At 73.0% G+C, this 23,858-nt stretch carries 27 protein-coding genes; 12 read left to right on the forward strand and 15 right to left on the reverse strand.

What is annotated here, in order from left to right; all coding sequences use genetic code 11:
• Window positions 1-84: 84 nt before the first annotated feature.
• Complete coding sequence (locus tag PV410_RS25720) at window positions 85-675, reverse strand: suppressor of fused domain protein (RefSeq protein ID WP_500327977.1); 591 nt, start codon at window positions 673-675, stop codon at window positions 85-87.
• A 441-nt stretch (window positions 676-1,116) separates the two neighbouring features.
• Between PV410_RS25720 and PV410_RS25725 the strand changes: the two genes are divergently transcribed.
• Window positions 1,117-2,232, forward strand: a complete 1,116-nt coding sequence (locus tag PV410_RS25725; protein WP_499513797.1) for a magnesium and cobalt transport protein CorA — start codon at window positions 1,117-1,119, stop codon at window positions 2,230-2,232.
• Between the two features lie 11 nt (window positions 2,233-2,243).
• Here the strand turns inward: PV410_RS25725 and PV410_RS25730 are convergent, their stop codons facing one another.
• Entirely contained in the window at window positions 2,244-3,188 is a 945-nt protein-coding gene (locus PV410_RS25730; protein ID WP_500327979.1) for a DMT family transporter, read from the reverse strand.
• Window positions 3,189-3,324: 136 nt separating this feature from the next.
• On the opposite strand from PV410_RS25730, the gene PV410_RS25735 reads away from it, so the two are divergent.
• The gene (locus PV410_RS25735; protein ID WP_500327980.1) at window positions 3,325-3,852 is read left to right on the forward strand and encodes a hypothetical protein; all 528 of its coding nucleotides are present in this window, start codon (window positions 3,325-3,327) and stop codon (window positions 3,850-3,852) included.
• Window positions 3,853-3,861: 9 nt separating this feature from the next.
• On the opposite strand, the gene PV410_RS25740 is transcribed toward PV410_RS25735, so the two are convergent.
• Window positions 3,862-4,563, reverse strand: a complete 702-nt coding sequence (locus PV410_RS25740) for a hypothetical protein (protein WP_500327981.1) — start codon at window positions 4,561-4,563, stop codon at window positions 3,862-3,864.
• Window positions 4,564-4,736: 173 nt separating this feature from the next.
• On the opposite strand from PV410_RS25740, the gene PV410_RS25745 reads away from it, so the two are divergent.
• The 3 genes from PV410_RS25745 to PV410_RS25755 all read left to right on the forward strand — a co-directional run bounded on the left by PV410_RS25745 (window position 4,737) and on the right by PV410_RS25755 (window position 7,724).
• Window positions 4,737-5,996, forward strand: a complete 1,260-nt coding sequence (locus tag PV410_RS25745; RefSeq protein ID WP_500327982.1) for a magnesium transporter MgtE N-terminal domain-containing protein — start codon at window positions 4,737-4,739, stop codon at window positions 5,994-5,996.
• Window positions 5,960-6,487, forward strand: a complete 528-nt coding sequence (locus tag PV410_RS25750) for a DUF1003 domain-containing protein (RefSeq protein ID WP_499516935.1) — start codon at window positions 5,960-5,962, stop codon at window positions 6,485-6,487. The genes PV410_RS25745 and PV410_RS25750 overlap by 37 nt, the downstream gene beginning before the upstream one ends.
• Before the next feature lie 79 nt (window positions 6,488-6,566).
• Window positions 6,567-7,724 (forward strand): Mrp/NBP35 family ATP-binding protein, encoded by a 1,158-nt coding sequence (locus tag PV410_RS25755; RefSeq protein ID WP_500327984.1) that lies wholly within the window; start codon window positions 6,567-6,569, stop codon window positions 7,722-7,724.
• Between the two features lie 88 nt (window positions 7,725-7,812).
• Here the strand turns inward: PV410_RS25755 and PV410_RS25760 are convergent, their stop codons facing one another.
• The 5 genes from PV410_RS25760 to sigE all read right to left on the reverse strand — a co-directional run bounded on the left by PV410_RS25760 (window position 7,813) and on the right by sigE (window position 12,378).
• Window positions 7,813-8,424, reverse strand: a complete 612-nt coding sequence (locus PV410_RS25760; protein WP_499513791.1) for a hypothetical protein — start codon at window positions 8,422-8,424, stop codon at window positions 7,813-7,815.
• A gap of 78 nt (window positions 8,425-8,502) precedes the next feature.
• Window positions 8,503-8,940 (reverse strand): sec-independent translocase, encoded by a 438-nt coding sequence (locus PV410_RS25765; protein ID WP_500327985.1) that lies wholly within the window; start codon window positions 8,938-8,940, stop codon window positions 8,503-8,505.
• A 133-nt stretch (window positions 8,941-9,073) separates the two neighbouring features.
• Window positions 9,074-10,570, reverse strand: coding sequence for a S1C family serine protease (locus PV410_RS25770; RefSeq protein WP_500327987.1), 1,497 nt, complete (start codon window positions 10,568-10,570; stop codon window positions 9,074-9,076).
• Between the two features lie 69 nt (window positions 10,571-10,639).
• Window positions 10,640-11,605: an anti-sigma factor family protein gene (locus PV410_RS25775; RefSeq protein WP_500327988.1), complete on the reverse strand. Its 966-nt coding sequence runs from the start codon at window positions 11,603-11,605 to the stop codon at window positions 10,640-10,642.
• Entirely contained in the window at window positions 11,602-12,378 is a 777-nt protein-coding gene (gene sigE / locus PV410_RS25780; RefSeq protein WP_500327989.1) for an RNA polymerase sigma factor SigE, read from the reverse strand. Before sigE ends, PV410_RS25775 begins: the two co-directional genes overlap by 4 nt.
• A 135-nt stretch (window positions 12,379-12,513) precedes the next feature.
• Between sigE and PV410_RS25785 the strand changes: the two genes are divergently transcribed.
• Window positions 12,514-13,179, forward strand: coding sequence for an O-methyltransferase (locus PV410_RS25785; protein ID WP_499516934.1), 666 nt, complete (start codon window positions 12,514-12,516; stop codon window positions 13,177-13,179).
• 109 nt (window positions 13,180-13,288) lie between these two features.
• Here the strand turns inward: PV410_RS25785 and PV410_RS25790 are convergent, their stop codons facing one another.
• Window positions 13,289-13,456: a DUF3117 domain-containing protein gene (locus PV410_RS25790; protein ID WP_018561471.1), complete on the reverse strand. Its 168-nt coding sequence runs from the start codon at window positions 13,454-13,456 to the stop codon at window positions 13,289-13,291.
• Between the two features lie 262 nt (window positions 13,457-13,718).
• On the opposite strand from PV410_RS25790, the gene chcB reads away from it, so the two are divergent.
• A complete protein-coding gene (chcB, locus tag PV410_RS25795; RefSeq protein WP_500328046.1) occupies window positions 13,719-14,510 on the forward strand; it encodes a 2-cyclohexenylcarbonyl CoA isomerase in 792 nt (263 codons plus the stop codon).
• A 37-nt stretch (window positions 14,511-14,547) separates the two neighbouring features.
• Here chcB and PV410_RS25800 read toward each other — a convergent pair whose 3' ends face one another.
• Window positions 14,548-15,138: a DNA-3-methyladenine glycosylase I gene (locus tag PV410_RS25800; RefSeq protein ID WP_499513786.1), complete on the reverse strand. Its 591-nt coding sequence runs from the start codon at window positions 15,136-15,138 to the stop codon at window positions 14,548-14,550.
• Entirely contained in the window at window positions 15,135-15,515 is a 381-nt protein-coding gene (locus PV410_RS25805) for a cell division protein DivIVA (protein WP_499513785.1), read from the reverse strand. Before PV410_RS25805 ends, PV410_RS25800 begins: the two co-directional genes overlap by 4 nt.
• 123 nt (window positions 15,516-15,638) lie before the next feature.
• On the opposite strand from PV410_RS25805, the gene folP reads away from it, so the two are divergent.
• Window positions 15,639-16,499: a dihydropteroate synthase gene (folP, locus tag PV410_RS25810; protein ID WP_500327990.1), complete on the forward strand. Its 861-nt coding sequence runs from the start codon at window positions 15,639-15,641 to the stop codon at window positions 16,497-16,499.
• A 10-nt stretch (window positions 16,500-16,509) separates the two neighbouring features.
• On the opposite strand, the gene PV410_RS25815 is transcribed toward folP, so the two are convergent.
• Both PV410_RS25815 and dapE read right to left on the reverse strand, forming a co-directional pair.
• On the reverse strand, window positions 16,510-17,307 hold the full coding sequence (locus PV410_RS25815) for an LOG family protein (protein WP_500327991.1): 798 nt from the start codon (window positions 17,305-17,307) through the stop codon (window positions 16,510-16,512).
• A gap of 81 nt (window positions 17,308-17,388) precedes the next feature.
• Window positions 17,389-18,456 carry a succinyl-diaminopimelate desuccinylase gene (dapE, locus tag PV410_RS25820; RefSeq protein WP_500327992.1) on the reverse strand — a complete coding sequence of 356 codons (1,068 nt, stop codon included), beginning with the start codon at window positions 18,454-18,456 and terminating at the stop codon, window positions 17,389-17,391.
• A gap of 64 nt (window positions 18,457-18,520) precedes the next feature.
• On the opposite strand from dapE, the gene PV410_RS25825 reads away from it, so the two are divergent.
• Window positions 18,521-19,522: a VldE C-terminal domain-containing protein gene (locus PV410_RS25825; protein ID WP_500327993.1), complete on the forward strand. Its 1,002-nt coding sequence runs from the start codon at window positions 18,521-18,523 to the stop codon at window positions 19,520-19,522.
• A gap of 285 nt (window positions 19,523-19,807) precedes the next feature.
• A complete protein-coding gene (locus PV410_RS25830; RefSeq protein WP_500327994.1) occupies window positions 19,808-20,224 on the forward strand; it encodes an ATP-binding protein in 417 nt (138 codons plus the stop codon).
• 79 nt (window positions 20,225-20,303) lie between these two features.
• Here PV410_RS25830 and dapC read toward each other — a convergent pair whose 3' ends face one another.
• Window positions 20,304-21,416, reverse strand: coding sequence for a succinyldiaminopimelate transaminase (dapC, locus tag PV410_RS25835; RefSeq protein WP_500327996.1), 1,113 nt, complete (start codon window positions 21,414-21,416; stop codon window positions 20,304-20,306).
• 94 nt (window positions 21,417-21,510) lie between these two features.
• Window positions 21,511-21,831: a ferredoxin gene (fdxA, locus tag PV410_RS25840; protein WP_018561461.1), complete on the reverse strand. Its 321-nt coding sequence runs from the start codon at window positions 21,829-21,831 to the stop codon at window positions 21,511-21,513.
• 113 nt (window positions 21,832-21,944) lie between these two features.
• On the opposite strand from fdxA, the gene PV410_RS25845 reads away from it, so the two are divergent.
• A complete protein-coding gene (locus PV410_RS25845; RefSeq protein WP_500328047.1) occupies window positions 21,945-22,970 on the forward strand; it encodes a GNAT family N-acetyltransferase in 1,026 nt (341 codons plus the stop codon).
• 10 nt (window positions 22,971-22,980) lie between these two features.
• Window positions 22,981-23,805: a transglutaminase family protein gene (locus PV410_RS25850; protein ID WP_500327997.1), complete on the forward strand. Its 825-nt coding sequence runs from the start codon at window positions 22,981-22,983 to the stop codon at window positions 23,803-23,805.
• Window positions 23,806-23,858: the final 53 nt, after the last annotated feature.

Genomic DNA, 23,858 nt, shown 5'->3' on the forward strand with positions numbered 1-23,858 from the left:
GGCACACCTCCCCCGCCGGTCACACCTGTCGCCCGGCGGTGGTCCCTCGGGGACCGCTGAGGGGGCGTCACCGACCGCCGGGGCTCAGTCCGTCAGCGGGACCGCCGCGCGCTGCGGGTCGCGCAGGTCGGTGCCCGCCTGCAGCCAGCGCTCCTGGAGCGCCCCGGCGCCGCGCACCCGCTTCCAGGCGGCCTCGTTCGCCGTCATCGGCAGGAGCGGGAAGAAGCGGACCGGGTCCATCGGGTCGTCGAGTTCCAGGTCCTCCACCAGACCACCGGGCTCGGCGACCAGGACGGCCGAGAACGCCGCCCCGGGCCACAGCGGTTCGCTCACGTCCAGCGAGTTCCCCGGCGCGACGACGACGCCCTCGACCTGGGGGCTGGCGGCCAGTACGGCGAGCGGCCGCAGGACCTTGTCCGTGTCGGCGCCGCGCCCGCCGCGCAGGGTCAGCACGAGCTCCGCGCGCGGGCCGCGCACCGGGTCCGCGACGACGGTGACGGGGTCGTTCATCGGTGCGCGCGACATGCCCAGGGTGACGTACCGCAGCAGCTCACCCTCGCGGAAGCGCAGCACCTCGATCCGTTCGGTGCCCAGGAAGGTGACCGCGGCGCGGGCGTCCGGCTCACCGAAGGCCATGTGCAGCCGCGCCTCAACGAGCCCCAGTACGTCGACCATGAAGTGAGCATAGAGCGCGTATGGAACGTGCAAAGCCGCGGCTTCGCGCAGGAGGCGCCTGATAAGGTGGGCCGTCGGCTACGCCGGTAGAGGCGTGCCATTTTCCCCCAGCGGGGATCGGCCGGAGGAGGTGGGGCTGCAATGGATCCTAGTCGACCGTGCAGTACCGGCAGCTCTTCCGCCCGGCAACCCTCCTGATCCCCCGCGTTCCGTACCCGGTCACCCGGGCGTGAAACCAAAGAACCACGGAACCGACGGGGATTCTCGAATTCTCCACGAGCACGAGCACGAGCGCGTGACGGCGCCGCGTGTCCGCTCGAACGGCCTGCCCGGGTCCGCCCTGCCGCCTCCGGAAGAGCTCCCTGAACTGCGCAGTGATCAACGGTGATCACCCTGCCCTGATCCGCATTTCAGCCCGGCCAGTCCGTGAAGGAGCTTGCCATGTCGATGATCCGCGACCTGCGCGCAGTCGTCCGCCCCGCCCTGCGCAAGAGCAGCACGTCATACGACTACGGCCCGGACCGCTCCCGCACCTCGTCCGCCGTGCCCAGCTCGGTCGTGGACTGCGCCGTCTACCGGGACGGCCGCCGCGGCAGCGACCACATCTCGCCGCGCGAGGCCCTGGAGAAGGTGCGTGGCGGCAACGAGGGCTTCGTCTGGATCGGCCTGCACGAGCCGTCGGAGCGGGAGTTCGCGGAGATCGCCGAGGTGTTCGGACTGCACCCGCTGGCCGTGGAGGACGCCGTCCACGCCCACCAGCGTCCGAAGCTGGAGCGCTACGACGACACGCTCTTCATGGTCTTCAAGACCATCCGCTACGTCGAGCACGCCGAACTCACCGCCACCAGCGAGGTGGTGGAGAGCGGCGAGGTGATGGTCTTCACCGGCCGGCACTTCGTCATCACCGTCCGGCACGGCGGCCACGGCTCGCTGCGCGCCCTGCGGCACCGCCTGGAGGACGACCCCGAGCTGCTCGCCAAGGGCCCCTCCGCCGTGCTGCACGCCATCGCCGACCAAGTCGTGGACGACTACCTGGCGGTCAGCGAGGCCGTGCAGGACGACATCGACGAGGTCGAGATCGACGTCTTCTCCGCCCAGGGCAAGTCCCCGCGGGCCACCGACGCGGGGCGCATCTACCAGCTCAAGCGCGAGGTGCTGGAGTTCAAGCGGGCGGTGTCCCCGCTGCTGCGCCCGATGCAGATGCTCAGCGAGCGGCCGATGCGCGTGGTGGACCCGGAGATCCAGAAGTACTTCCGGGACGTCGCCGACCACGTCGCCCGCGTCCACGAGATGGTGGTCGGCTTCGACGACCTGCTCAACTCCATCCTGCAGGCCAACCTCGCCCAGGCGGCCGTCGCGCAGAACGAGGACATGCGCAAGATCACCTCATGGGCGGCGATCATCGCGGTCCCGACCATGATCTGCGGCGTGTACGGCATGAACTTCGAGCACATGCCGGAACTCCACTGGCGGTACGGCTATCCGATGGTGCTGGTCGCGATCGGCGGGATCTGCCTCGCCATCCACCGCATCCTGCGCCGCAACGGCTGGCTGTAGGCCCGAGCCGGCTAGGCCTTCCTGCGGTCCGCCAGGATCACCAGGGCCAGCCCGGCGAGGATCACCGCGAGCGCCGGGTAGGCCGCCACGGGCGGGGTCTGGCCCAGCCAGACCGCCGCCACCAGGGCGGCGCCCGGCGTCTCCAGCAGGATCGCCGTGGACGTGGTCGACGCCCCGAGCCCGCGCACCACGCGGTTGAGCAGGCTGTGGCCGAGCAGTTGCGCGGCCACGGTCAGGGCGACGAGCTTCGCCCAGGTGCCGCCGTCGTAACCGCCGAGCGCCGAGCCCGAGGCCAGGCAGACGGCCAGCAGGGCCACGGCCGTGGTGGAGTAGCAGACGTAGGTGTACGCGGTCGTGCTGACGGTCCGTCGCACCTCCGCGCCGAGCAGGACGTACCCCGCCGCCGCGATGCCGCCGCCCAGCGCCAGGGCGTCCCCGACCAGGGCGCGCGGTGACAGCGACAGGTCGACGCCGGTCAGCAGGACCACGCCGGCGACCGCCAGCGCGGAGCCCAGCCACACCATCCGCGGCGGCCGGTGGCCGCGCATGAACAGGATCAGGGTGGTCCACACCGGCGTCGTCGTGCCCAGCGCCGTCGAGGACGCGACCGAGGTCATGGTCAGGCTCGGCAGCCACAGCCCGAAGTGCAGCGCCAGCACCAGGCCGGACGCGATCGACAGCCAGAACGCCCGGCGGCCCATCCCCCGCAGTTCCCGCCGGTGCCGCAGCCAGGCGAACGGGCTCAGCACGCCCACGGCCATGGCGTTCCGCCAGAAGGCGATGGCCAGCGCGGGCGCGGCGGTGGCGGCGATCAGCGGCGCGGACAGGGAGACGCCGGCGATGGCGACGGCCAGGAGCGCGAAGTCCAGTGGCGGCTTCCCGTGCGGGGCTGCGCCGGAGTCGGTGTCCGCCTTCGGTACGGCGGGCGTGGTGCTGGCGGACGGCGCGGCGGACACGCGGTGGCTCCTCGGGGCACGGTGGGACGGTGGCCTCCTTAGCGTAAGGCCCGTCCGGGCCCCGAGCTCCTGTCGTCTCACCATGTGTGCGGCACCACGGCGGCGGCCCGCACGGCCCACGCCATAGGCTGGGCGCATGACGGACACCGTGACGCAGCCGCAGCTGGACCAGGCCCTGATCGAGGAGGCCGTGAAGAAGTCCGGTCTGCTGTGGGCCGACGGTCAGGCCCTGTGGCACGCCTGGGTCGACGGTGCCGTGGTGGTCGTCGGCGGCGGCCCCGGCGAGCAGCCGCTGCCCGGGCCCGGACTCACCGACGGCGGCACCGCCACGGTCACCGCCCGCAGCAAGGACAAGGGCGGCCGGCTGGTCGTCTTCCCGGTCCGGGTCACCGAGCTGCGCCCGGACGGCGAGGCGTGGACGGCCGCGGTGGAGGAGCTCAAGGGCAAGCGGCTGAACGCGCCGGACGCGGAGACGATGACCGGACGCTGGGCCCGCGAGTGCCGCGTGCTGCGCCTGGAGCCCGCCGGCGAGCCCCTGGAGCGCCCCGGCGCGATGACGGACGCCAGTGGCGCGGCGGCCCCGGTGCCGACGGCCGCGACCACCCGCCACCCGATCCCGGCCGGTCTGCCGAAGCTGCTGCTGCGGCGCCGCAAGAGGGCCTGAGCCCCGGGCCTACTGCGTCACGGCCTTGCCGTAGTCGACGACGTCGTCCTCGTCCGGCGCGCGCAGCGTGAAGTCCTTGCCCCAGTCGGCCATGGTCAGGGTGCCGGCGCCGCCCGCGCGTTCGTAGCGCAGCGGGTACGGCTTGCCCTCCAGGGACACGTCGATCGTGCCGCCGTTGCCGCCGTCCGCGGTGACCGCGATGGTGCGGACGCCGCCGACCGAGCGGTGGTCCCCGACGGCGAGCTCGCCGTGCAGGACGAACAGGCCCTCCAGCAGCACCTCCTTGTCGGTGAAGCCGCTGAACTGGTCGTACGTGGGGTCCCCGGCGGGCACCTTGACGTACTTGTTCTTGAGCTTGGCGCCGACCTGGTCGCCGTAGAAGCCGGCGCCCGCCTTGAGGTAGAGGTCGTCGCCCACCCGCAGCAGTTCGTAGGTGTTGCCGTCGGAGGTGACCTCGCCGAGGCCTCCGTTGCCGCGCAGCCGCATGTCGAGCGTGTAGGTACGCCCCTTGCTGATGACGGTGCCGGACAACCGCACCGTGTCGGCCGCGGCGGCGGCGGTGCGGGCGCGCTTCTCGATGGTCCCGGGCGGCAGCTTGCCGACACCGTTGGTCCCCGCGTCCGGATCGCCCGCGCACCCTGTCGCTCCGGCGAACACCAGGACCGCGCCCAGAAGGCTCACGAGGACGGCTGACCTGCGGCCGGGGATCACGTGTTCTCTTCCTCCTGCAGTTGTACGCACCCGTCACACGAGGGCGGCGGCGAAGCGGAGCCGAAGCTACCGCAGCGTACCGCTGGCCGGGTGAACGGCTGTGAACGCGGTGCGAAGCCCCCGTGGAGCATTACCGCGCGCCCGGGGGGCGGGGGCGGCGTTAGCCTGGCGGCATGCCAGCGGGAACCTCCCGGGTCTTCGTCTCGCACCTCTCCGGGGTGCGGGTCTTCGATCCCAACGGCGACCAGGTCGGCCGGGTCCGGGACGTGGTCGTGATGCTGCGGGTCGGGGGCCGGCCGCCGCGTGTGCTGGGCCTGGTGGTGGAGGTCGTCAGCCGGCGCCGGATCTTCCTGCCGATCACGCGGGTGACGGGCGTGGAGTCCGGTCAGGTGATCACCACGGGTGTCGTCAACATGCAGCGCTTCGAACAGCGCCCGACCGAGACCCTGGTCCTCGGCGAGCTGCTTGACCAGCGGGTGACGCTGGTCGAGACCGGCGAGGACGTGACCGTGCTGGACGTGTCCATGGTGCGCCTCGCGGCGCGCCGCGACTGGGAGATCGACAAGGCCTTCGTGCGCCGCGGCAAGGGCGGCCCGCTGCGGCGCAGCGGAGAGACGCTGACCGTGGTGTGGTCCGCGGTCACCGGCTTCGCGCTGGACGAGCACGCGCAGGGCGCGGAGGCGCTGCTCGCCACCTTCGACCAGCTGCGCGCGGCCGACCTGGCGAACGTCCTGCACCACCTGTCGCCCAAGCGCCGCGCCGAGGTCGCCGCGGCCCTCGACGACGACCGCCTCGCCGACGTTCTGGAGGAGCTGCCGGACGACGACCAGGTGGAGATCCTCGGCAAGCTCGAGGAGGAGCGGGCCGCCGACGTGCTGGAGGCGATGGACCCGGACGACGCCGCCGACCTGCTGGCCGAACTGCCGAAGGAGGAGCAGGAGCGGCTGCTGGGACTGATGGAGCCGCACGAGGCGGCCGACATGCGCCGGCTGATGTCGTACGAGGAGCGCACCGCCGGCGGTCTGATGACCACGGAGCCGATCGTGCTGCGCCCCGACGCCACCGTCGCCGACGCCCTGGCGCGGGTCCGCAACCCGGACCTGTCCCCCGCGCTCGCCGCCCAGGTGTACGTCTGCCGGCCGCCGGACGAGACCCCGACCGGCAAGTACCTGGGCACGGTGCACTTCCAGCGGCTGCTGCGCGACCCCCCGTTCACCCTGGTCAGCGCGCTCCTCGACAGCGACCTGCAACCACTGTCGCCGGACACCCCGCTGCCGGCGGTCACCAGCTTCCTCGCGACGTACAACATGGTGTCCGTGCCGGTCGTCGACGACAGCGGATCGCTGCTGGGCGCCGTCACCGTCGACGACGTCCTGGACCACCTGCTGCCGGAGGACTGGCGCGAGACGGAGCTGCACGAGGCGGCGCAGTGAGCGACGAGCGCCCCCGCGTCCGCCTCGACCAGCCGCGGGTACCGCGGATCAGCTTCCTGCCCTCCTACGACCCGGAGGCGTTCGGGCGGCTGTCGGAGAAGATCGCCCGCTTCCTGGGGACCGGGCGGTTCATCGTCTGGATGACGGTGGTGATCATCGCGTGGGTGGCGTGGAACGCGCTGGCGCCCCGCCACCTGCGCTGGGACTCGTACCCGTTCATCTTCCTCACCCTGATGCTGTCGCTTCAGGCCTCCTACGCCGCCCCGCTGATCCTGCTGGCGCAGAACCGGCAGGACGACCGCGACCGGGTCAACCTGGAGCAGGACCGCAAGGCGAACGACCGCAGCATCGCCGACACCGAGTACCTGACCCGCGAGGTGGCCGCGCTGCGGCTCGGCCTGGGAGAGGTCGCCACACGCGACTGGATCCGCTCCGAACTGCAGGAGCTGCTGAAGGACATCGACCAGCGGCAGCGTGCCGAGGCGGAGTGACCGCCGGGGGCGTCCCGCTGCCGTGTGAACCCGCCCACCGGGGGTCCTGCGGGCACGGTGCGGGACGTACCATCGACGCATGGCTACCGAAGCGTACGGCTCCTCCCCTTCGCCCGACGCGGTGCGCGCCGCGCTCGCGACGGTGAACGACCCCGAGATCCACAAGCCGATCACCGACCTCGGCATGGTCAAGTCGGTCGACATCGCGGACGACGGCGCGGTGCGGGTCGGCGTGTACCTGACGGTGTCGGGCTGCCCGCTGCGGGACACCATCACCAACCTGGTGACCACCGCCGTGTCGAAGGTCGCCGGGGTCACCGCGGTGACCGTCGAACTGGACGTGATGAGCGACGAGCAGCGCCGCGAGCTGACCACCTCGCTGCGCGGCGGGCAGGCGGAGCGGGAGATCCCCTTCGCCCAGCCCGGCTCGCTGACCCGGGTGTACGCGGTAGCCTCCGGCAAGGGCGGCGTCGGCAAGTCCTCGGTGACGGTGAACCTGGCCGCCGCGATGGCCGCCGACGGCCTCAAGGTCGGTGTGGTCGACGCCGACATCTACGGCCACAGCGTGCCGCGGATGCTGGGCGCGGACGGCCGTCCGACCCAGGTCGAGAACATGATCATGCCGCCCTCAGCCAACGGTGTGAAGGTCATCTCCATCGGCATGTTCACCCCGGGCAACGCCCCGGTCGTGTGGCGCGGACCGATGCTCCACCGGGCGCTGCAGCAGTTCCTGGCCGACGTGTACTGGGGCGACCTGGACGTGCTGCTGCTCGACCTGCCGCCCGGCACGGGCGACATCGCGATCTCCGTCGCGCAGCTGGTCCCGAACGCCGAGATCCTCGTGGTCACCACGCCCCAGCAGGCGGCGGCCGAGGTCGCCGAGCGGGCGGGCACCATCGCCGTGCAGACCCACCAGAAGATCGTCGGCGTCATCGAGAACATGTCCGGGCTGCCCTGCCCGCACTGCGGCGAGATGGTCGACGTCTTCGGCAGCGGCGGCGGCGAGCGGGTCGCCGAGGGCCTGACCCGCACCACCGGCGCGACCGTGCCGGTGCTCGGCCAGATCCCCATCGACGTGCGGCTGCGCGAGGGCGGCGACGACGGCCGCCCGGTCGTCCTGACCGACCCGCAGTCCCCGGCCGGCTCGGCGCTGCGGGCCATCGCGGGCAAGCTGGGCGGGCGTCAGCGCGGACTGGCCGGCATGTCGCTGGGCATCACGCCGCGCAACAAGTTCTGAACCGGCGGGCCGGCCGCGACCGGCCCGCCGAACGGCTCAGGGGCGCCCTCCCGGTCCGGCAGGCGCCCCTGAGCCATTGCTCACGGCCTCACGGCCGATACGTGGTGATGTCCTTCACCTGGGCCAGGCCGAGGCCGTAGGCGCTCATCCCGCGCCCGAAGGCACCCAGGTGCACCCCGCGCGCCGATCCGGCCATCACCCAGCCGTACTCCGACTCCCGGTAGTGGAACGGCGTGGGGACGCCGTCCACCGGCAGGCTGAGCGCCGACCAGTCGGGGCCCTCGAGGTTGTCCGCGAGGTCCCAGGCGATGGCGGTCTGCTGGTCGAGCCAGTTCTGCCGCAGGTGCCGCTCCATCTGGGTGGGCCAGGTGCAGGTCAGTAGTCCGGAACCCGCCAGCCAGGCCGCCGAGGCGACCGAGGTGGCGTCCAGCACGCCGGTGCCGTCCGAGCTGCGCCGGACCGGGCGGTCGGCGACCGTGACGACCACCACGAAGCGGCGGTGGTCGGGGGTGGGCTCGACCTTGACCGACGGTTCGTCGCCGTGGCCGGTGGAGCCGTGCTCGACCGTGCCGTCGGCGCTCATGCCGACCGGGGCGAGCCAGCGGTCGCCGGTGAACGCCTCGTCCAGTCCGTACCAGGTGAAGTCGGCCTTGAGATAGCCGCCGGTCGTACGATCCGCCGGATCAGCTGTGGTCTCCATACGCGCGGCGCCTCCTCCATAAGGGCAAACAAAGGGAGAATAGCCACTCGCGCTACGTGATCGGGGCAGGCCCCTGCATCAGGTGGCGTCGGAGTCGAACGGCGGGGCCTCGCCGGGCGTCAGGCCGTCGCGCTTGCGCAGCCGGTCCGGGGTGCCCGGGGAGCCCGCGGCGGAACCCGAGCCGCCGCTGTCGCGGCCGTGCACGGCGTCGGTGACCGCCGACATCTCCTCCTTGAAGTCGAATCCGTTGCGGATCTCCTTCAGGCCCAGCTCGTCGTTGTCCAGCAGCTGCTTCCGGACGAAGTTCTTCGGGTGCAGGTCCTCGAATTCGAAGTCCTTGAACTCCGGGCCCAGCTCGCTGCGGATGTCCGCCTTCGCGCTGTCGGAGAACTCCCGCACCTTGCGGACGAACTGCATCACGTCCTTGATGACCTTGGGCAGCTTGTCCGGCCCGAACACGAGCACGGCAAGGATCACGAGCGCGACGACCTCCAGCGCGCCTATGTCTGAAAACACCGTGCAGCTCCTCGTGGTCCTCGGCCGGCGGACGGAATCCGGCGGATCTCACCGTACCTGCCCCAACCGTCCGCACGGGAGTGGGCAGGGTCAACAGTAGGTCGCGCCCCGGTAAATCCCGAATGCGCCGTGCTCAGTTCCCGCTGGCCGAGCCCAGGGTCAGCTCCATGGCGCGCTGCTTGCCGTCCCGCTTCACGGTGAGCTGCAGCGTGTCGCCGGGCCGGTGGGCGCGGATCCGCACGATCAGCTCCTCGCCGTTGTGTACCCGCTTGCCGTCGATGGCGGTGATCACATCACCGGGTTCGATGCCCGCCTTGGCGCCGGGGCCGTTCGGGGTCACCGAGTCCCCCTCGCCCTGGCCCTCGGGGCTGACCTGGGCGCCGTCGCCGGAGTACTGCAGGTTGATGCTGACGCCGATCACCGGGTGGGTGGCCTTGCCGTCGTTGATCAGCTGCTCGGCCACCCGCTTGGCCTGGTTGACCGGGATGGCGAAGCCGAGGCCGATGCTCCCGCCCTGGGTGCTGTTGCCGAAGGGGTCGGAGCCGCTGTCCGCCGAGCGGATGGCGCTGTTGATCCCGATGACCAGGCCCTTGGCGTCCACCAGCGGACCGCCGGAGTTGCCGGGGTTGATCGGGGCGTCGGTCTGGATGGCGTCGACGTAGCTGACGTCGCTGCTGTTGGTCTCCCCGCCCGCGGTGATCGGGCGCTGCGTGGCGCTGATGATGCCGGAGGTGACGGTGCCCTCGAGACCGTACGGGGCGCCGATGGCGACGACCGGGTCGCCGACCTGGGCGGCGTCGGAGTCGCCGAGGGTCAGCGGGTGGAGCCCCTTCACCCCGCTGACCTTGATGACCGCCAGGTCGTAGCCGGTGTCCCGGCCCACGATCGTGGCGGGCTTCACCTGGCCGCCGTTGAAGGTCACCGAGATGGTGCCGCTCTTGGCGACGCTCTCCACCACGTGGTTGTTGGTGAGGATGTGGCCCTCGCCGTCCAGCACGAACCCGGTGCCGGTGCCCTCACCGGCGTCGCCCTTGACGTGGATGTAGACGACGCCGGGCAGGACCTGGGCCGCGATGCCCGCGATGCTGTCCGGGGCGCGGGTGCCGGCCTCCGCGGTGGCCTGCGGCAGGGTGACCTCCGGCGTGCCGCCGCTGTCGTGCACGTAGGCGCCCAGCGCCCCGCCGACGCCTCCGGCGATCAGGGTGACGGCGATCAGGGCGGCCGCCAGCGGGGCGCGCCGGCTCCCCGTGCGCCGGGCGGTCGGCTGCTGCCCCGTGGAGCCGCCCGGGGGCGCCCAGGGGTCGTAGCGGTGCCACTGGCCGACGGACAGCGGTGCCGGGGGTCCGGGCGGGCCGCTCGGCGGCGGGGGCGGGGGCGCGGGCTGGTGCGGCGGTGGCGCCGCGCCGGCGGGAGGTTGTACGGGCGGCGCGGGCGCAAAGGGGCCGGGTTCGCCGTACGGCGGGGTGTCGTACGGGTCCGGGGTGTGCCGGGGGGCCGCTCCGGCGGGGGGCCCTGCGGGTGCGTCGGGGACCGTGTCCGGGGCGGGCCGGTCCCGCGGCTCAGGGGGAACCGGCGCGACCGTCTCCGGCCGGCTCCACCACTTCGGCCCTTCGGCCTTCCCCTCGTCCACGGTGCTCCCCTACGACGACCAGTCCTCCCTGGATTGAACCAGGAGTCGGCGCCGCCCGCAGCCGACCGCTCAGCGGGTCACGGGGAAGTGGCCGACCAGGGGGACGACCGAGTCGAACGGAACGGGCACGGCCGGCGAGGCCGTCGCGCCGCTCGACGAGGCGGGCGAAGCGGAGGGACTCGCGGTCGCCGGCGGGGCCAGGGCGGGTGCCGGGGTGACCCCCGGGACCGCGGACGCGGCCGAGCCGGTGACCGACCGGTCGTCGCCCGACAGACCCAGCGGCCGGGTGACGGTGCCGGCGGGCACCCGGCCGTCCGTGCCGACGCCGAACGGATGCATGCCGCGGGAGTCGGGGTGCAGCAGGTCGCTGGTGGCCGTGCTCCACACGTCGGCCGCCGCGCGGGCGGTCGCGCCGCTGAACGGCGTCGCGGGGGCGCCCGGGCCGCTGCGGGAGAGCGGGGTGCCGCCGGCTCCGTCGACCGCGGCGTCCAGCGGCAGCGCGCCGCCGAGCGCGATGGCCGCCATGGAGACCGCGCCCGCCGCGGCGAAGGCGAACCGGCGCCGGCCGCGGGCCGCTGCGGCGGACGAAGCGGGGCCGACGGGCGCGACCGCCGCGCCGGAGCGGCCGCTCTCGTGGATCCGGAAGCCGCGCGACGCGGACGCGGACAGGGGAAGCGAGAACTCCTCGCGCGCCTTCCCGAACAGACCGCCGCCGAGGCGCTCACCGCCGAGGCTGGCCGTCTCCATCAGTCCGCCGTCCCCGAAGGGCCCTCTTCCGCCGTCCCCGTCACCCCCGGGCAGCTCCTGGAGGCGGGCGAGCAGGCCTGCGGAGAGGGCGGGCGGCGCCGAGGCGGCGACCACGTCCTTCATCCGGCGCTGCTCGTCGGCAGCGGCCTTGCAGTCGGGGCAGGTCGCCAGGTGCGCGAGCACCCGGTCGCGGGCGTCGTCGTGCAGCTCGCCGTCGACGAAGGCGGCGAGGTGGTCGCCCAAGTGCTGGTCGGCACACGTGAGATGCCGGCTGACACCGCTGCTCACGTGCTCCCGCCCTCCAGGGCCGGCCGGCCGGTGGCCAGGACGGGCGCGCGGCCCGCACGGGCGGCCGGCGCACGGTGCTCCAGCGCCTTGCGCAGGTGCGAACGACCGCGGTGGATACGGCTGCGCACGGTGCCCAGCTTCACGCCGAGCGTCGCGGCGATCTCCTCGTAGGACAGTCCCTCGATGTCACAGAGCACGACGGCCGCACGGAACTCCGGGGCGAGGGTGTCCAGCGCCTGCTGGATGTCCGCGTCGAAGTGGGTGTCGGCGAAGTGCTGCGCCGGGGACGGCTCGCGGCTCGGCAGCCGCTCCGCGGCGTCGTCGCCCAGGGCGTCGAAGCGGATGCGCTGACGGCGGCGGACCATGTCGAGGAAGAGGTTGGTGGTGATGCGGTGCAGCCAGCCCTCGAAGGTGCCGGGGGTGTACGTCGACAGCGAGCGGAAGACGCGGACGAAGACCTCCTGGGTGAGGTCCTCGGCGTCGTGCTGGTTGCCGGTGAGACGGTACGCCAGGCGGTAGACCCGGGCACTGTGCGTACTGACGATCTCCTCCCACGAAGGGGGGGTCCACGCCTGGTTGTCCCCGTCGGTGGCGAAGGTCGCGTTGGCGGCCACAGTCACGGACTCGTCGTTGCGCGGACGGTCGTCAGCTGTATCGGTCACGGATTTCGGCTCGCCGGCCGACCTGCGGAAGCGCGACAGCACTCCCCGGTGACCCGCCGCAGCCGCACCTCCCCTGTCGGCTCTGGTGGTGTCCAGTAGAGCCCCTACCATAGCCACCTCGCCCGTTAGCTCCGGATAAGTGCCGGGCGCATCGCTCCCGGCCCTGACGTTCAGGTCCGTCGCAGGTACCAACGAGCGGTCCCATCTGCGGGTTCCCGACCGCAACGGATACAGTCGCCAGGCGGGCTGCAACCGTCAGGCGGACAGGAGAGGGCAATTACCGGCAACCGGCAGGCGAGCTGGGCGTTCGCGGACGCTTTCGTCGCCGAGGACGACGCGCTGATACGAGCCCGCGGGCGAGCTCGTGAGGCAGGCGTGCGCCCCGTCTCCCCCGGCACCGGCGCGGCACTGCGACTGCTGGCCGCCGCCACGGACGCCAAGGCGGTGGTGGAGATCGGCACCGGCACCGGGGTCTCCGGCATCCACCTGCTGCAGGGCATGCGCCCCGACGGCGTGCTGACCACCGTCGACACCGAACCGGACCGCCAGCAGCACGCCCGCACCGCCTACCGGGAGGCGGGGTTCGCGGGGAACCGCGCCCGCTTCATCCCCGGCCGGGCGCTGGACGTCCTCCCCCGGCTCGCCGACGGCGGCTACGACCTGGTGTTCTGCGACGGGGACCGGCTGGAGTACCCGGACTACCTGGGCGAATCGTTGCGCCTGCTGCGCCCCGGGGGGCTGGTCTGCTTCGAGGGGGCCTTCGCGCAGGGCCGGTCCATGGACGCCGCCCACTCCGAACCGGAGGTCATCCGGCTGCGCGAACTGATGCGGACGGTACGGGACAACGCGGCCCTCGCCCCCGTCCTGCTGCCGACCGACGACGGCCTGCTCTGCGCGGTACGGCGCGGCTGACAATTTCCCCGCCCGGAATGCACCTGTTTCCGGAGCGGCGCGCAAACGGACAAACAAGTGGGCCCCCGGCGCATGCCGCCAGGGGCCCAAGGCTTGGATTGGCCGGTTGTCAGGCGATGGCCTTCTTCAAAGCCTCGCCGAGTGCATCCGCCTCGTCCGGAGTCAGCTCGACGACAAGCCGTCCGCCGCCCTCGAGCGGAACGCGCATGATGATGCTCCGCCCCTCCTTGGTCACCTCGAGCGGGCCATCACCCGTCCGCGGCTTCATGGCCGCCATGCTCGTTCCCCTTCCTGAAACCAGCTCTTCGCACACGGTGGCCCAGGCGCCACCGGACTCGAACACATTGGTTCTCGGCCATTATCCCGCATCGGGTGACCTGATGACCAACATCGGTTCCCATCCGTTCGAGAACCCGGTCCCGCAAAACCGTCCATTTCGGTGATCGCACTCTCGGCCGCGTTTGATGGGGGTCACATGTCCGTGCCCGGCGATCTCCGGCATGCTGGCCCCGAACGTGAGCCGCGACGAAGGGGACCACATGGCCGACACCGTGCTGTACGAGGTGAGTGACGGGCTCGCCACCATCACCCTGAACCGCCCCGAGGCGATGAACTCGCTGAACGTGGAGACCAAGGTCGCCCTGCGGGACGCCCTGGAGGCGGCGGGCGCCGACCCCGCGGTGCGGGCCGTGCTGCTGACCGCGAACGGCAAGGCCTTCTGCGTCGGCCAGGACCTCAAGGAGCACGTCGCGTTCCTCCAGCAGGAGGGCGGCGGGCCTGCCATGTCCACGGTGCGCGAGCACTACAACCCGATCGTCACCGCGATCGCCACCATGCCCAAGCCCGTCGTCGCCGGGGTCAACGGGGTCGCCGCAGGCGCGGGCGCCGGCTTCGCCTTCGCCTGCGACTACCGCGTGGTCGCCGACACCGCCGCCTTCAACACCTCCTTCGTCGGCGTCGCCCTGACCGCCGACTCCGGGGCCTCCTGGACGCTGCCCCGGCTGGTGGGCCGCAGCCGCGCCGCCGACCTGCTGCTCTTCCCGCGCACGATCAGCGCGCAGGAGGCCTTCGAGCTGGGCGTCGCCAACCGCCTGGTCCCGGCCGGCGAGCTGGCCGCCGAGGCCGCCTCGGTCGCCCGCACCCTCGCCGAGGGCCCGACGGTCGCCTACGCGGCGGTGAAGGCCTCCCTGGCGTACGGCGAGGGGCACTCGCTGGTCGACACGCTGGCCAAGGAGGACGAGCTGCAGACGGCCGCCGGCGCCTCCGAGGACCACCGGATCGCCGTCGACGCGTTCCTGAAGAAGGACAAGCCCCGCTTCCTCGGCCGCTGAGCCGCGGCGGGCGGGGCGGCCGGGACGGGCGGGACGCTCAGCGGCGGGCGCAGCAGTCGGCCAGGTGGTCGTCCACCAGGCCGCAGGCCTGCATCAGCGCGTAGGCCGTGGTGGGGCCGACGAAGCGGAAGCCGCGCTTCTTGAGGTCCTTGGCCAGCGCGGTGGACTCCGCCGTGACGGCCGGCACGTCCGCGACCGTGCGGGGTGCCGGGCGTCCGGCGGGGTCCGGCGCGTACGACCAGACCAGGGCGTCCAGACCGCCCTCGTGGGCCTCGCGCAGCGCCAGGGTGGCCTGCGCGTTGCCGATGGAGGCGTCGATCTTGGCGCGGTTGCGGATGATGCCGGTGTCGGCGAGGAGCCGCTCCCGGTCGTCGTCGGTGAAGGCGGCGACCGCCTCCGGGGAGAAGCCGGCGAAGGCCTTCCGGAAGCCCTCGCGGCGGCGCAGGATCGTGATCCAGGACAGGCCCGACTGGAAGGCCTCCAGGCACAGCCGCTCGAAGAGGGCCGCCTCGCCGTGCACCGGGCGCCCCCACTCGGTGTCGTGGTATTCGACGTAGTCGTCGGTGGACAGCCCCCACGGACAGCGGGCCAGGCCGTCCGGCCCGGTCACCACGCCGCCGTCGCTCACAGCCCGCTCCCGGGGGCGCGCGGGTCCTCGGGGGCCCGCGGGGCCTCGTCGGCGTCCTTGAGTAGCGAGTGGCCGCCGAGCCGGGTGGCGTGGGCGCCGGCCAGCGCGGCCTCCAGGTCGGCGATGTGGGCGTCGCGCTGGGCCAGTTCCGCGCCGAGGCGCTCCAGCACGTCGTCGACGTCCACCATGCGGTAACCGCGCACGGTCACCGGCAGGCGCAGCCGCTCGACGTCCGCGCGGCCCACCGGCCGCTGCGGCGGCAGCCGGTCCTCCACCCGGTCCGGCTCCACGTCACGGAGCACCCCGCCGTCGCCGAGCACCGCGAGGGCGACCGCGGCGACCACCGCGACCAACGCGATGAGCATGAACCAGAACAAGACCTCTCCCGGGGTCGGCCCGACGTGTACGCCACGATCGTGCCACGTCGCGCCGTGCGCGCGGTGTGCGGTCGGCGACTATCTTCGATCGGCGTACGACATTTCGAGGGAGGCAGGCGCGACATGCTGCGGCTGGGCACACGGGAATTCGGCGAGCACGAGCCCGTGATCATGGCGATCGTGAACCGGACGCCGGACTCGTTCTACGACCAGGGCGCCACGTTCACCGACGCACCGGCCCTCGAACGCGTCGGGCGCGCGGTCGCGGAGGGCGCCGCGATCATCGACGTCGGCGGGGTGAAGGCGGGCCCCGGCGAGGAGGTCTCGGCGCAGGAGGAGATCCGCAGGACCGCCGGTTTCGTCGCCGAGGTGCGCCGGCGCCACCCCGACGTGGTGATCAGCGTCGACACCTGGCGCCACGAGGTCGGCGAGGCGGTCTGCGAGGCCGGGGCGGACCTGCTCAACGACGCCTGGGGCGGCGTCGACCCCCGGCTCGCCGAGGTCGCCGCGAAGCACGGCGTCGGCCTGGTCTGCACCCACGCGGGCGGCGCGCTGCCGCGCACCCGGCCGCACCGGGTCGGCTACGAGGACGTGATGGCCGACATCCTGAAGGTGACGGTGGGCCTCGCGGAGCGGGCGGCCGCGCTCGGGGTGCGGCGGGACGCCATCCTCATCGACCCCGGCCACGACTTCGGGAAGAACACCCGGCACTCGCTGGAGGCGACCCGGCGGCTGCCGGAGATGACGGCCACCGGCTGGCCGGTGCTGGTCTCGCTGTCCAACAAGGACTTCGTGGGCGAGACCCTGGACCGCCCCGTCAGGGAGCGGCTGATCGGCACCCTGGCGACGACCGCCGTCTCGGCGTGGCTCGGCGCCCGGGTGTACCGGGTGCACGAGGTCGCCGAGACCCGTCAGGTGCTGGACATGGTGGCCTCGATCGCGGGACACCGGCCCCCGGCGGTCGCCCGGCGGGGGCTGGCGTAGGGCCCGCGGTTCAGTCGCCGGTCTCCTTGGTCACCAGGGCGACCGCCTCGTCGACGTCGTCCGTGACGTGGAGGAGTTCCAGGTCGACCGGGGACGCCTTGCCGCCGTCCACGACGGTGTCGCGGACCCAGTCGACCAGGCCGCGCCAGTAGGCGGAGCCGAACAGGACGATGGGGAACTGCGTGACCTTGCGGGTCTGGACCAGCGTGAGGGCCTCGAAGAGCTCGTCGAGGGTGCCGAAGCCGCCCGGCAGGACGATGAACCCGGAGGCGTACTTCACGAACATCGTCTTGCGGACGAAGAAGTAGCGGAAGTTCACGCCGATGTCGACGTAGGGGTTGAGCCCCTGCTCGAAGGGGAGCTCGATGCCCAGGCCCACCGAGACCCCGCCGGCCTCGCAGGCACCCCGGTTGGCCGCCTCCATGGCCCCGGGGCCGCCGCCGGTGATGACGGCGAAGCCCGCCTCGGCCAGGGCGCGGCCGATGCGGACGCCAATCTCGTAGTCGGCCGAGCCCTCCGCCATACGGGCGGACCCGAAGACGCTGACCGCCCTGCCGAGTTCGGCGAGCGCACCGAAGCCCTCGACGAACTCCGACTGGATGCGCATCACGCGCCACGGGTCGCCGTGCACCCAGTCCGAGGGTCCACGGGTGTCCAGCAGCCGCTGGTCGGTCGTCGACTTCTGCACCTGGCCCCGGCGTCGTACGACGGGACCGGTGTGGCGCTCGGGCCAGCCGCGCCCCGTGGGGCTGCTGCCCTCCGCCGCGGCTGTCTCGGCGGCGGACGCCTCCTCCGCGTCACTGTCCATGTCGCGCTCCTTTCGCTGCCGTCCGGTCAGGGTACGACCGCGTCCGCCGGGCGGATCAAGAACGCGCCGCTGAATTGCTCGTTACGACAGCCAGGCGCGCAGCTTCTCCTCCGCCTCCAGGACGGCGGCGACGGCGACGTGCTCCTCGCGGGTGTGGGCGAGCCGGGGGTCGCCGGGGCCGTAGTTCACGGCCGGGACGCCCAGCGCGGAGAAGCGGGCCACGTCGGTCCAGGCCTCCTTGGGCGCGGGCTCGGTGCCGATGGCCTCGACGAAGGCGGCCGCCGCCGGGTGGGACAGGCCCGGCAGGGCGCCGGGGGCGCTGTCGGTCAGCCGCACCTCGTAGCCCTCGAAGACCTCGCGGACGTGGGCGAACGCCTCGGCCTCGGAACGGTCGGGGGCGAAGCGGAAGTTGACGATCACCGCGCAGGAGTCGGGGATCACGTTCCCGGCGTGACCGCCCTCGATCATGACGGCGTTGAGGCCCTCGCGGTAGGTGAGGCCGTCGACGACCGCCCGCCGCGGCTCGTAGGCGGCGAGCCGGGCCAGCACGGGCGCGGCCTTGTGGATGGCGTTCTCGCCCAGCCAGCTGCGCGCGGAGTGGGCGCGACGGCCGGTGGTCTCCACCCGGAACCTCAAGGTGCCCTGGCAGCCGCCCTCGACCTTTGCGTCGGTGGGCTCCAGCAGGACGGCGAAGTCGCCGGCGAGCCACTGCGGGTGGTTCTCGGCGAGCCGCTTGAGGCCGTTGTGCTCCGCCGCGATCTCCTCGGCGTCGTAGAAGACGAAGGTCAGGTCGCGGTTGGGCTCGGTGAGGGTCGCGGCGAGCCGCAGCTGGACGGCGACCCCGGACTTCATGTCGGAGGTGCCGCAGCCCCACAGGACGCCGTCCTCGTCGAGGCGGGAGGGCACGTTCGCGGCGATCGGCACGGTGTCCAGGTGACCGGCGAGTACGACGCGCTCGGGCCGGCCGAGCCGTGTGCGGGCGACGACGGCGTCCCCGTCCCGGTCCACCGTGAGGTGGGGCAGGGCGCGCAGGGCGCTCTCCACGGCGTCCGCCAGCGGCTTCTCGGCGAGGCTGACGGAGGGGATGTCGACGAGCTGCGCCGTCACGGCGGCGGCGTCCTGACTGAGATCGAGCACGGGCCGTTCCATGCCGCCGACCCTACCGGGGGCCTGACGAGGCCACCGGCACAGCGGGCTTCGGTACGGTGTGCGCGTGCCGAAGCCACCGTCGACCTCGACACCCGCCGCAAGCGCCCCCCGCAGGCGGGGGCGCGCAGCCCGTCTGATCACCGCAGGACTGGTCCTGCTGGGGGTCGCGGGCTACTCCGCGTACCACCTGGCCGGCGTCGGCGGCGGTCCGCGCCATCCGGCCTGCACGGTCACCACGGAGGCCGGCAGCCTGACCCTGGAGCCCCAGCAGGCGGCGAACGCCTCCACGATCGCCGCGGTGGCGACCTCGCGCGGGCTGCCGGAGCGGGCGGTGACGATAGCGCTGGCCACGTCCATGCAGGAGTCGGCGCTGCGCAATCTCGACCACGGGGACCGCGACTCGGTGGGCCTGTTCCAGCAGCGCCCTTCGCAGGGCTGGGGCACGGCCGCGCAGATCATGGACCCGGTCTACGCCTCCAACGAATTCTTCGACGGCCTGGTGAAGATCCACGGCTATTCCCGGCTGCCCCTCACGGTGGCCGCGCAGAAAGTGCAGAAGAGCGGCTTCCCGCAGGCGTACGCCAAGCACGAGGCGGACGCCGCGCTGCTCGCCGGCGCGCTGACCGGCCGGCACGCCGGGGCGCTCACCTGCGTCACCCCCCTGGCCGCGGGGACGGTCTCCGGGGGCGACCCGGCGAAGGTGCGGGAGCGGCTGGTGCGGGAGTTCGGGGCCGACGTGGCGCCGCGCACCACCGAGACGCCCGCGGACCCGGACGGCGAGGCCGCGCGGGACGCCAAGAACGGTGCGCGGGGCCGGGGTCCGGCGCGGCGCACGGTGGCCGTGCCGTCGGCCCCGGCGGGGAACGAGGCGCGCGGCGACGAGGGCCGGCGGGGCTGGGAGCTGGCCCAGTGGGCGGTGGCGCACGCCCATGAACTGAAGGTGGAGAAGGTGTCCTTCGGGAACCGCGAGTGGTCGGCGGAGGCCTCCGACCGGGGCTGGACGGCATCGAATTCCGACGCCGCGCACGGGGCCGGCGGCGACGTCAGGATCACCGTCGCGCAATAGTGCGGGCATTCACCCCCAGGCGGGTGATTGATACGCCAAAACCATCAGATGCGAATCCGCTCGTTCGGGGGTGCGAAAAAAGCTCCTGATCAAGGGCTGTGACGTTTCCGCGGCACTTCCGGCCCCGTCCGAATTGCTCCGCTTTACCGTCCCGGGAATCCTTTCGCATTACCAATTCTTTACTCTTGGGGGCCGCAACCTTCGGCCCCCTTCACGCGGTAGTCACGACGTCCGCCCCGCGGACATGTCACGTCGAAACCGTCGTCTCTCCGTAAAAGGAGCACCATGTCTCTCCCCCTCGCGCGTCGGATCGCCCGGGCTGCCCTGCTGGTCGGCGCGGCCGCGGCTCCTCTCATCGGTGCCGGTGCCGCGTCCGCCGCAGCGCTGCCGCAGGTCGGCGACCTGGGTGGGCTGACCAACGTGGACAAGACCCCCGAGCTCACCGGCACCGTGAACGGCGTGGCCAAGCAGTCCGGCGCCGTGAAGACCGTGCAGGAGGCGCTGCCCGCGACGACCGACACCGTCAGCGACCTGGCCAAGGACGCCCAGCCCGCCGTCAAGGGCGCGGCGACGCAGACCGCCAGGACCGTCGGCGGCACCGCCCAGGAGCTCGGGAAGACCGCCGCCAAGGGCTCCGGGCTGCCGGGCGGGCTCCCCTCCACCGGGCAGCTGCCCCTCCAGGGGCTCCCCATCGGCGGCTGACCCCCCACAGCCGCACCGAAAGGGCCCGGGGAGCGGTGCTCCCCGGGCCCTTTGCGCCCGCGTCGTGGCCGCCCGCGCCTCAGGAGGACAGCCGGCGCACCGCCGCCGCCACCCGCTCGTCGGTGGCCGTGAAGGCGATCCGCACGTACCGCTCCCCCGCCGCGCCGTAGAAGTCGCCGGGCGCCACGAGGATGCCGTGCTTGGACAGGTCCGCGACGGTGTCCCAGCAGGACTCGTCACGCGTCGCCCACAGGTACAGGCTCGCCTCGCTGTGCTCGATGCGGAAGCCGGCCGCCTCGAAGGCCTCGCGCAGGGACGCCCGCCGCCGCGCGTAGCGCTCGCGCTGCCGGGCCACGTGGGCGTCGTCCCCGAGCGCGGCGACCGTGGCGGCCTGCACCGGGGCGGGCGTCATCATGCCGCCGTGCTTGCGGATCTGCAGCAGCTCGCCGAGCACGGCCGGGTCGCCCAGGAGGAACGCTGAGCGGTAGCCGGCCAGGTTGGAGCGCTTGGACAGCGAGTGGACGGCCACGATGCCCTCGTAGGAGCCGCCGCAGACGTCCGGGTGCAGGACCGACACCGGGTCGGCGTCCCAGCCCAGCTCCAGGTAGCACTCGTCGCTGAACACCAGCACGCCGTGCTCGCGCGCCCAGGCGACGGCACGGGTCAGCTCGTCCTTGGACAGCACGCGACCGGTGGGGTTGGAGGGGCTGTTGAGCCACAGCAGCCGCAGCCCGGCCGGGTCGGGCTCGGTCGGTTCGTCGTAGACGACCGCCTCGGCGCCCGCCAGCCGCGCGCCGACCTCGTAGGTCGGGTAGGCCAGCCGCGGGTACGCCACCTTGTCGCCCGCGCCGAGACCCAGTTGGGTCGGCAGCCAGGCGACCAGTTCCTTGGAGCCGACGACCGGCAGCACGTGCGCGTCGGTCAGGCCGGTGGCTCCCAGCCGGCGGCCGGCCCAGCCGGTGATGGCGGCGCGCAGCTCGGGCGTCCCCCACACGGTCGGGTACCCGGGGCTGTCCGCGGCCCCGGCCAGGGCCCGCTGCACGATGTGCGGGACCGGGTCGACCGGGGTGCCGACCGACAGGTCGACGATGCCGCCGGGATGGGCGGCGGCCGTGGCCTTGTACGGTTCGAGCCGGTCCCAGGGGAAGACGGGGAGCCTGGACGAGACTGGCTGCGCCACGGTGGTGCTCACTTTCCGTTCCTCGCAGGCACGCGGCCTGCCACTACCTGAAACACGGCGGTCCCGTACGGCGGTGTGCCGTACGGGACCGCCCGCAACGGTCGGGTCACTCGCCCTGCGGCGGCAGGGCGGCGATGAAGGGGTGGTCGCGCTCGATCAGCCCGAGCTTGGAGGCACCACCGGGCGAGCCGAGCTCGTCGAAGAACTCGACGTTCGCCTTGTAGTAGTCCTTCCACTCCTCCGGGGTGTCGTCCTCGTAGAAGATGGCCTCCACCGGGCAGACCGGCTCACAGGCTCCGCAGTCGACGCATTCGTCCGGGTGGATGTACAAGGACCTCTGGCCCTCGTAGATGCAGTCGACGGGGCACTCCTCGATGCACGCCTTGTCCTTGACGTCGACACAAGGCTGCGCGATGACGTAGGTCACGCTGTCGTTCCTCCTCGGTAGGGCTGTCTCGCGCGGGAGCGCGGCGTCGTCGATGCCCGCCCCTAGTATCTCCGTTCTTGGGCAGCAGACGAACAGGAGGGGCGGTCATGAGCATGGATTTCACCGCCGGAGGCCGGCTCGAGGTACGCATAACCCCTTCTGACGTGGGCAAACGCGTTTCGGTCCGAAGGATCGCGGAGATCGTCGAGGGGCGGCCGGTGTTCGCCGACGCCGTCGGGATTCTCACATCGTGGAACGAAGGGGTGCTTGTTGTCACCCGTCGGGACGGGGAGACCGTCCGCATCGCGGAATCGTCCCTGGTCGCGGGCAAGATCGTGCCCGACGCACCGGCGCGCCGCGGCGCCCGTGCGCCCCGCGCGACGGCCAGGGAGCTGCAGGAATCGGCCTCCCGCTGCTGGCCCGCGCAGGAGGCCGCCCGGCTGGGCGCGTGGACGCTGCGGGCGGCCGGCGGCTTCACCCGGCGCGCCAACTCCGTGCTGCCCCTGGGCGATCCGGGTGTCCCGCTGACGGAGGCCGCCGCGCGGATCGCCCGCTGGTACGGCGATCGCGGACTGCCGGCGTACGTGCAGGTCACGACCGGCAGCGAGGACTCCGACGAGACGCTGGCGCAGGCGCTGGGCGGCCTCGGCTGGACGGCGGAGGGCCACGCCCTGCTGCGCACGGCCGCCCTGGCGCCGATCGCGGACCTGCCCGGCGCCGAGGCCGTACGCCTGTCCCGCGAGGCCGACGCGGCGTGGCTCGCCCGCTACCACCGCACGGGTGACCTCGGCGACGCGGCCCTGAAGGTGCTCACCGGCGGCCCCTCGGTGTGGTTCGCCACGGTGCCGGGGGACGGCGACCCCGCCGACACCGGGCCCGCGGCGATCGGGCGCTGCGTCGTCGACGGCCGCTTCGCCTCCTTCGGCGCCGTCGAGGTGGCCCCCTCCCACCGGCGGCGCGGACTGGCCCTGGCCGTGATGGCCGCGCTCGCCCGCAAGGCCCTGGACGAGGGCGCCTCCGGCGCGTACCTGCAGGTCGAGACCGACAACGAGGGCGCGCGCGCCCTCTACGACCGGATGGGCTTCACCACCCACCACGCGTACCACTACCGGCGCGGCCCGCTGTCCGCGGAAGGGTGAGAACCCCGGTATGGACGACTCCACCAGGCAGCGCTTCGCCGAGGCCGCCCGCGAGGTGCGCCCCGACCTCGCGGACCTGTGCCTGCTCATCGGGGCCGAGGCCGACCCGTCCCTCGACGAGGCCGGGACGGACGCGGCGCAGATGGAACTCGACCGTCTCGCCGGGCTCCTGCCATACGGCCTCACCGGCCCCGCCGAGTGGGCCGACGCCACCGCCGAACTGCTCGCCGGCCGCTGCGGGTTCGGCGGCTCCCCGGCCGACTACCAGCGGCTGGAGTCCTCGCTGCTGCACGAGGTGCTGCAGCGACGGCGCGGGCTGCCGATCCTGCTGTCGGTGGTCTGGATGGAGGTCGTCCGGCGCGCCGGCGGCCCGGTCCACGGCGTCGCCCTCCCCGGGCACTTCGTCGTGGGCTTCGGCGACCCCGCGGGCGTCTTCGTGCTGACCGACCCCTTCAACGGCGGCCGGCGGCTCGGGGAGGAGGACGTGCGCCTGCTGGTGGCGGGCGCGACGGGGGCCGCGCCCTCCCCGGCGATGCTGGAACCCGCGGATCCCCTGGACATCGTGCTGCGGGTGCTCAACAACATCCGCGCGTGGGCCTCGGCACGGCCGGAGCACCTGACGACGCAGCTGTGGGCGGTCGAACTGGCGCTGCTGCTGCCCCACCATCCGGCACGGCTGCGCCTCGAACACGCCCAACTCCTGGTGCGGAAGGGGGACTTCGCGCGGGGCGCCGCGGAGATGGAGGCGTACGCGGACGTGCTCGCCGAGGCGGAGCCCTCCGCCGCGACCGCGATGCGGCGGCAGGCGCGGGCCGCCCGGGCGCTCCTCAACTGACCGGGGGGTGCCGGCATGCAGGCGGGTTGTGGCAGGCGGTCCGCCGCGAGGCG

Origin of the sequence: Streptomyces sp. PA03-5A (assembly GCF_033792725.1) — a bacterium.
GTDB lineage: Bacteria > Actinomycetota > Actinomycetes > Streptomycetales > Streptomycetaceae > Actinacidiphila.

Excerpts from the sequence above, each read along its gene's own strand:
- PV410_RS25720 (WP_500327977.1), bottom strand. The coding sequence starts at position 675 with ATGGTCGACGTACTGGGGCTCGTTGAGGCGCGGCTGCACATGGCCTTC.
- PV410_RS25725 (WP_499513797.1), top strand. The coding sequence starts at position 1,117 with ATGTCGATGATCCGCGACCTGCGCGCAGTCGTCCGCCCCGCCCTGCGC.
- PV410_RS25735 (WP_500327980.1), top strand. The coding sequence starts at position 3,325 with ATGACGGACACCGTGACGCAGCCGCAGCTGGACCAGGCCCTGATCGAG.
- PV410_RS25745 (WP_500327982.1), top strand. The coding sequence starts at position 4,737 with ATGCCAGCGGGAACCTCCCGGGTCTTCGTCTCGCACCTCTCCGGGGTG.
- PV410_RS25755 (WP_500327984.1), top strand. The coding sequence starts at position 6,567 with ATGGCTACCGAAGCGTACGGCTCCTCCCCTTCGCCCGACGCGGTGCGC.
- PV410_RS25760 (WP_499513791.1), bottom strand. The coding sequence starts at position 8,424 with ATGGAGACCACAGCTGATCCGGCGGATCGTACGACCGGCGGCTATCTC.
- sigE (WP_500327989.1), bottom strand. The coding sequence starts at position 12,378 with ATGGTAGGGGCTCTACTGGACACCACCAGAGCCGACAGGGGAGGTGCG.
- PV410_RS25790 (WP_018561471.1), bottom strand. The coding sequence starts at position 13,456 with ATGGCGGCCATGAAGCCGCGGACGGGTGATGGCCCGCTCGAGGTGACC.
- chcB (WP_500328046.1), top strand. The coding sequence starts at position 13,719 with ATGGCCGACACCGTGCTGTACGAGGTGAGTGACGGGCTCGCCACCATC.
- folP (WP_500327990.1), top strand. The coding sequence starts at position 15,639 with ATGCTGCGGCTGGGCACACGGGAATTCGGCGAGCACGAGCCCGTGATC.
- PV410_RS25815 (WP_500327991.1), bottom strand. The coding sequence starts at position 17,307 with ATGGACAGTGACGCGGAGGAGGCGTCCGCCGCCGAGACAGCCGCGGCG.
- dapE (WP_500327992.1), bottom strand. The coding sequence starts at position 18,456 with ATGGAACGGCCCGTGCTCGATCTCAGTCAGGACGCCGCCGCCGTGACG.
- PV410_RS25830 (WP_500327994.1), top strand. The coding sequence starts at position 19,808 with ATGTCTCTCCCCCTCGCGCGTCGGATCGCCCGGGCTGCCCTGCTGGTC.
- PV410_RS25845 (WP_500328047.1), top strand. The coding sequence starts at position 21,945 with ATGGATTTCACCGCCGGAGGCCGGCTCGAGGTACGCATAACCCCTTCT.
- PV410_RS25850 (WP_500327997.1), top strand. The coding sequence starts at position 22,981 with ATGGACGACTCCACCAGGCAGCGCTTCGCCGAGGCCGCCCGCGAGGTG.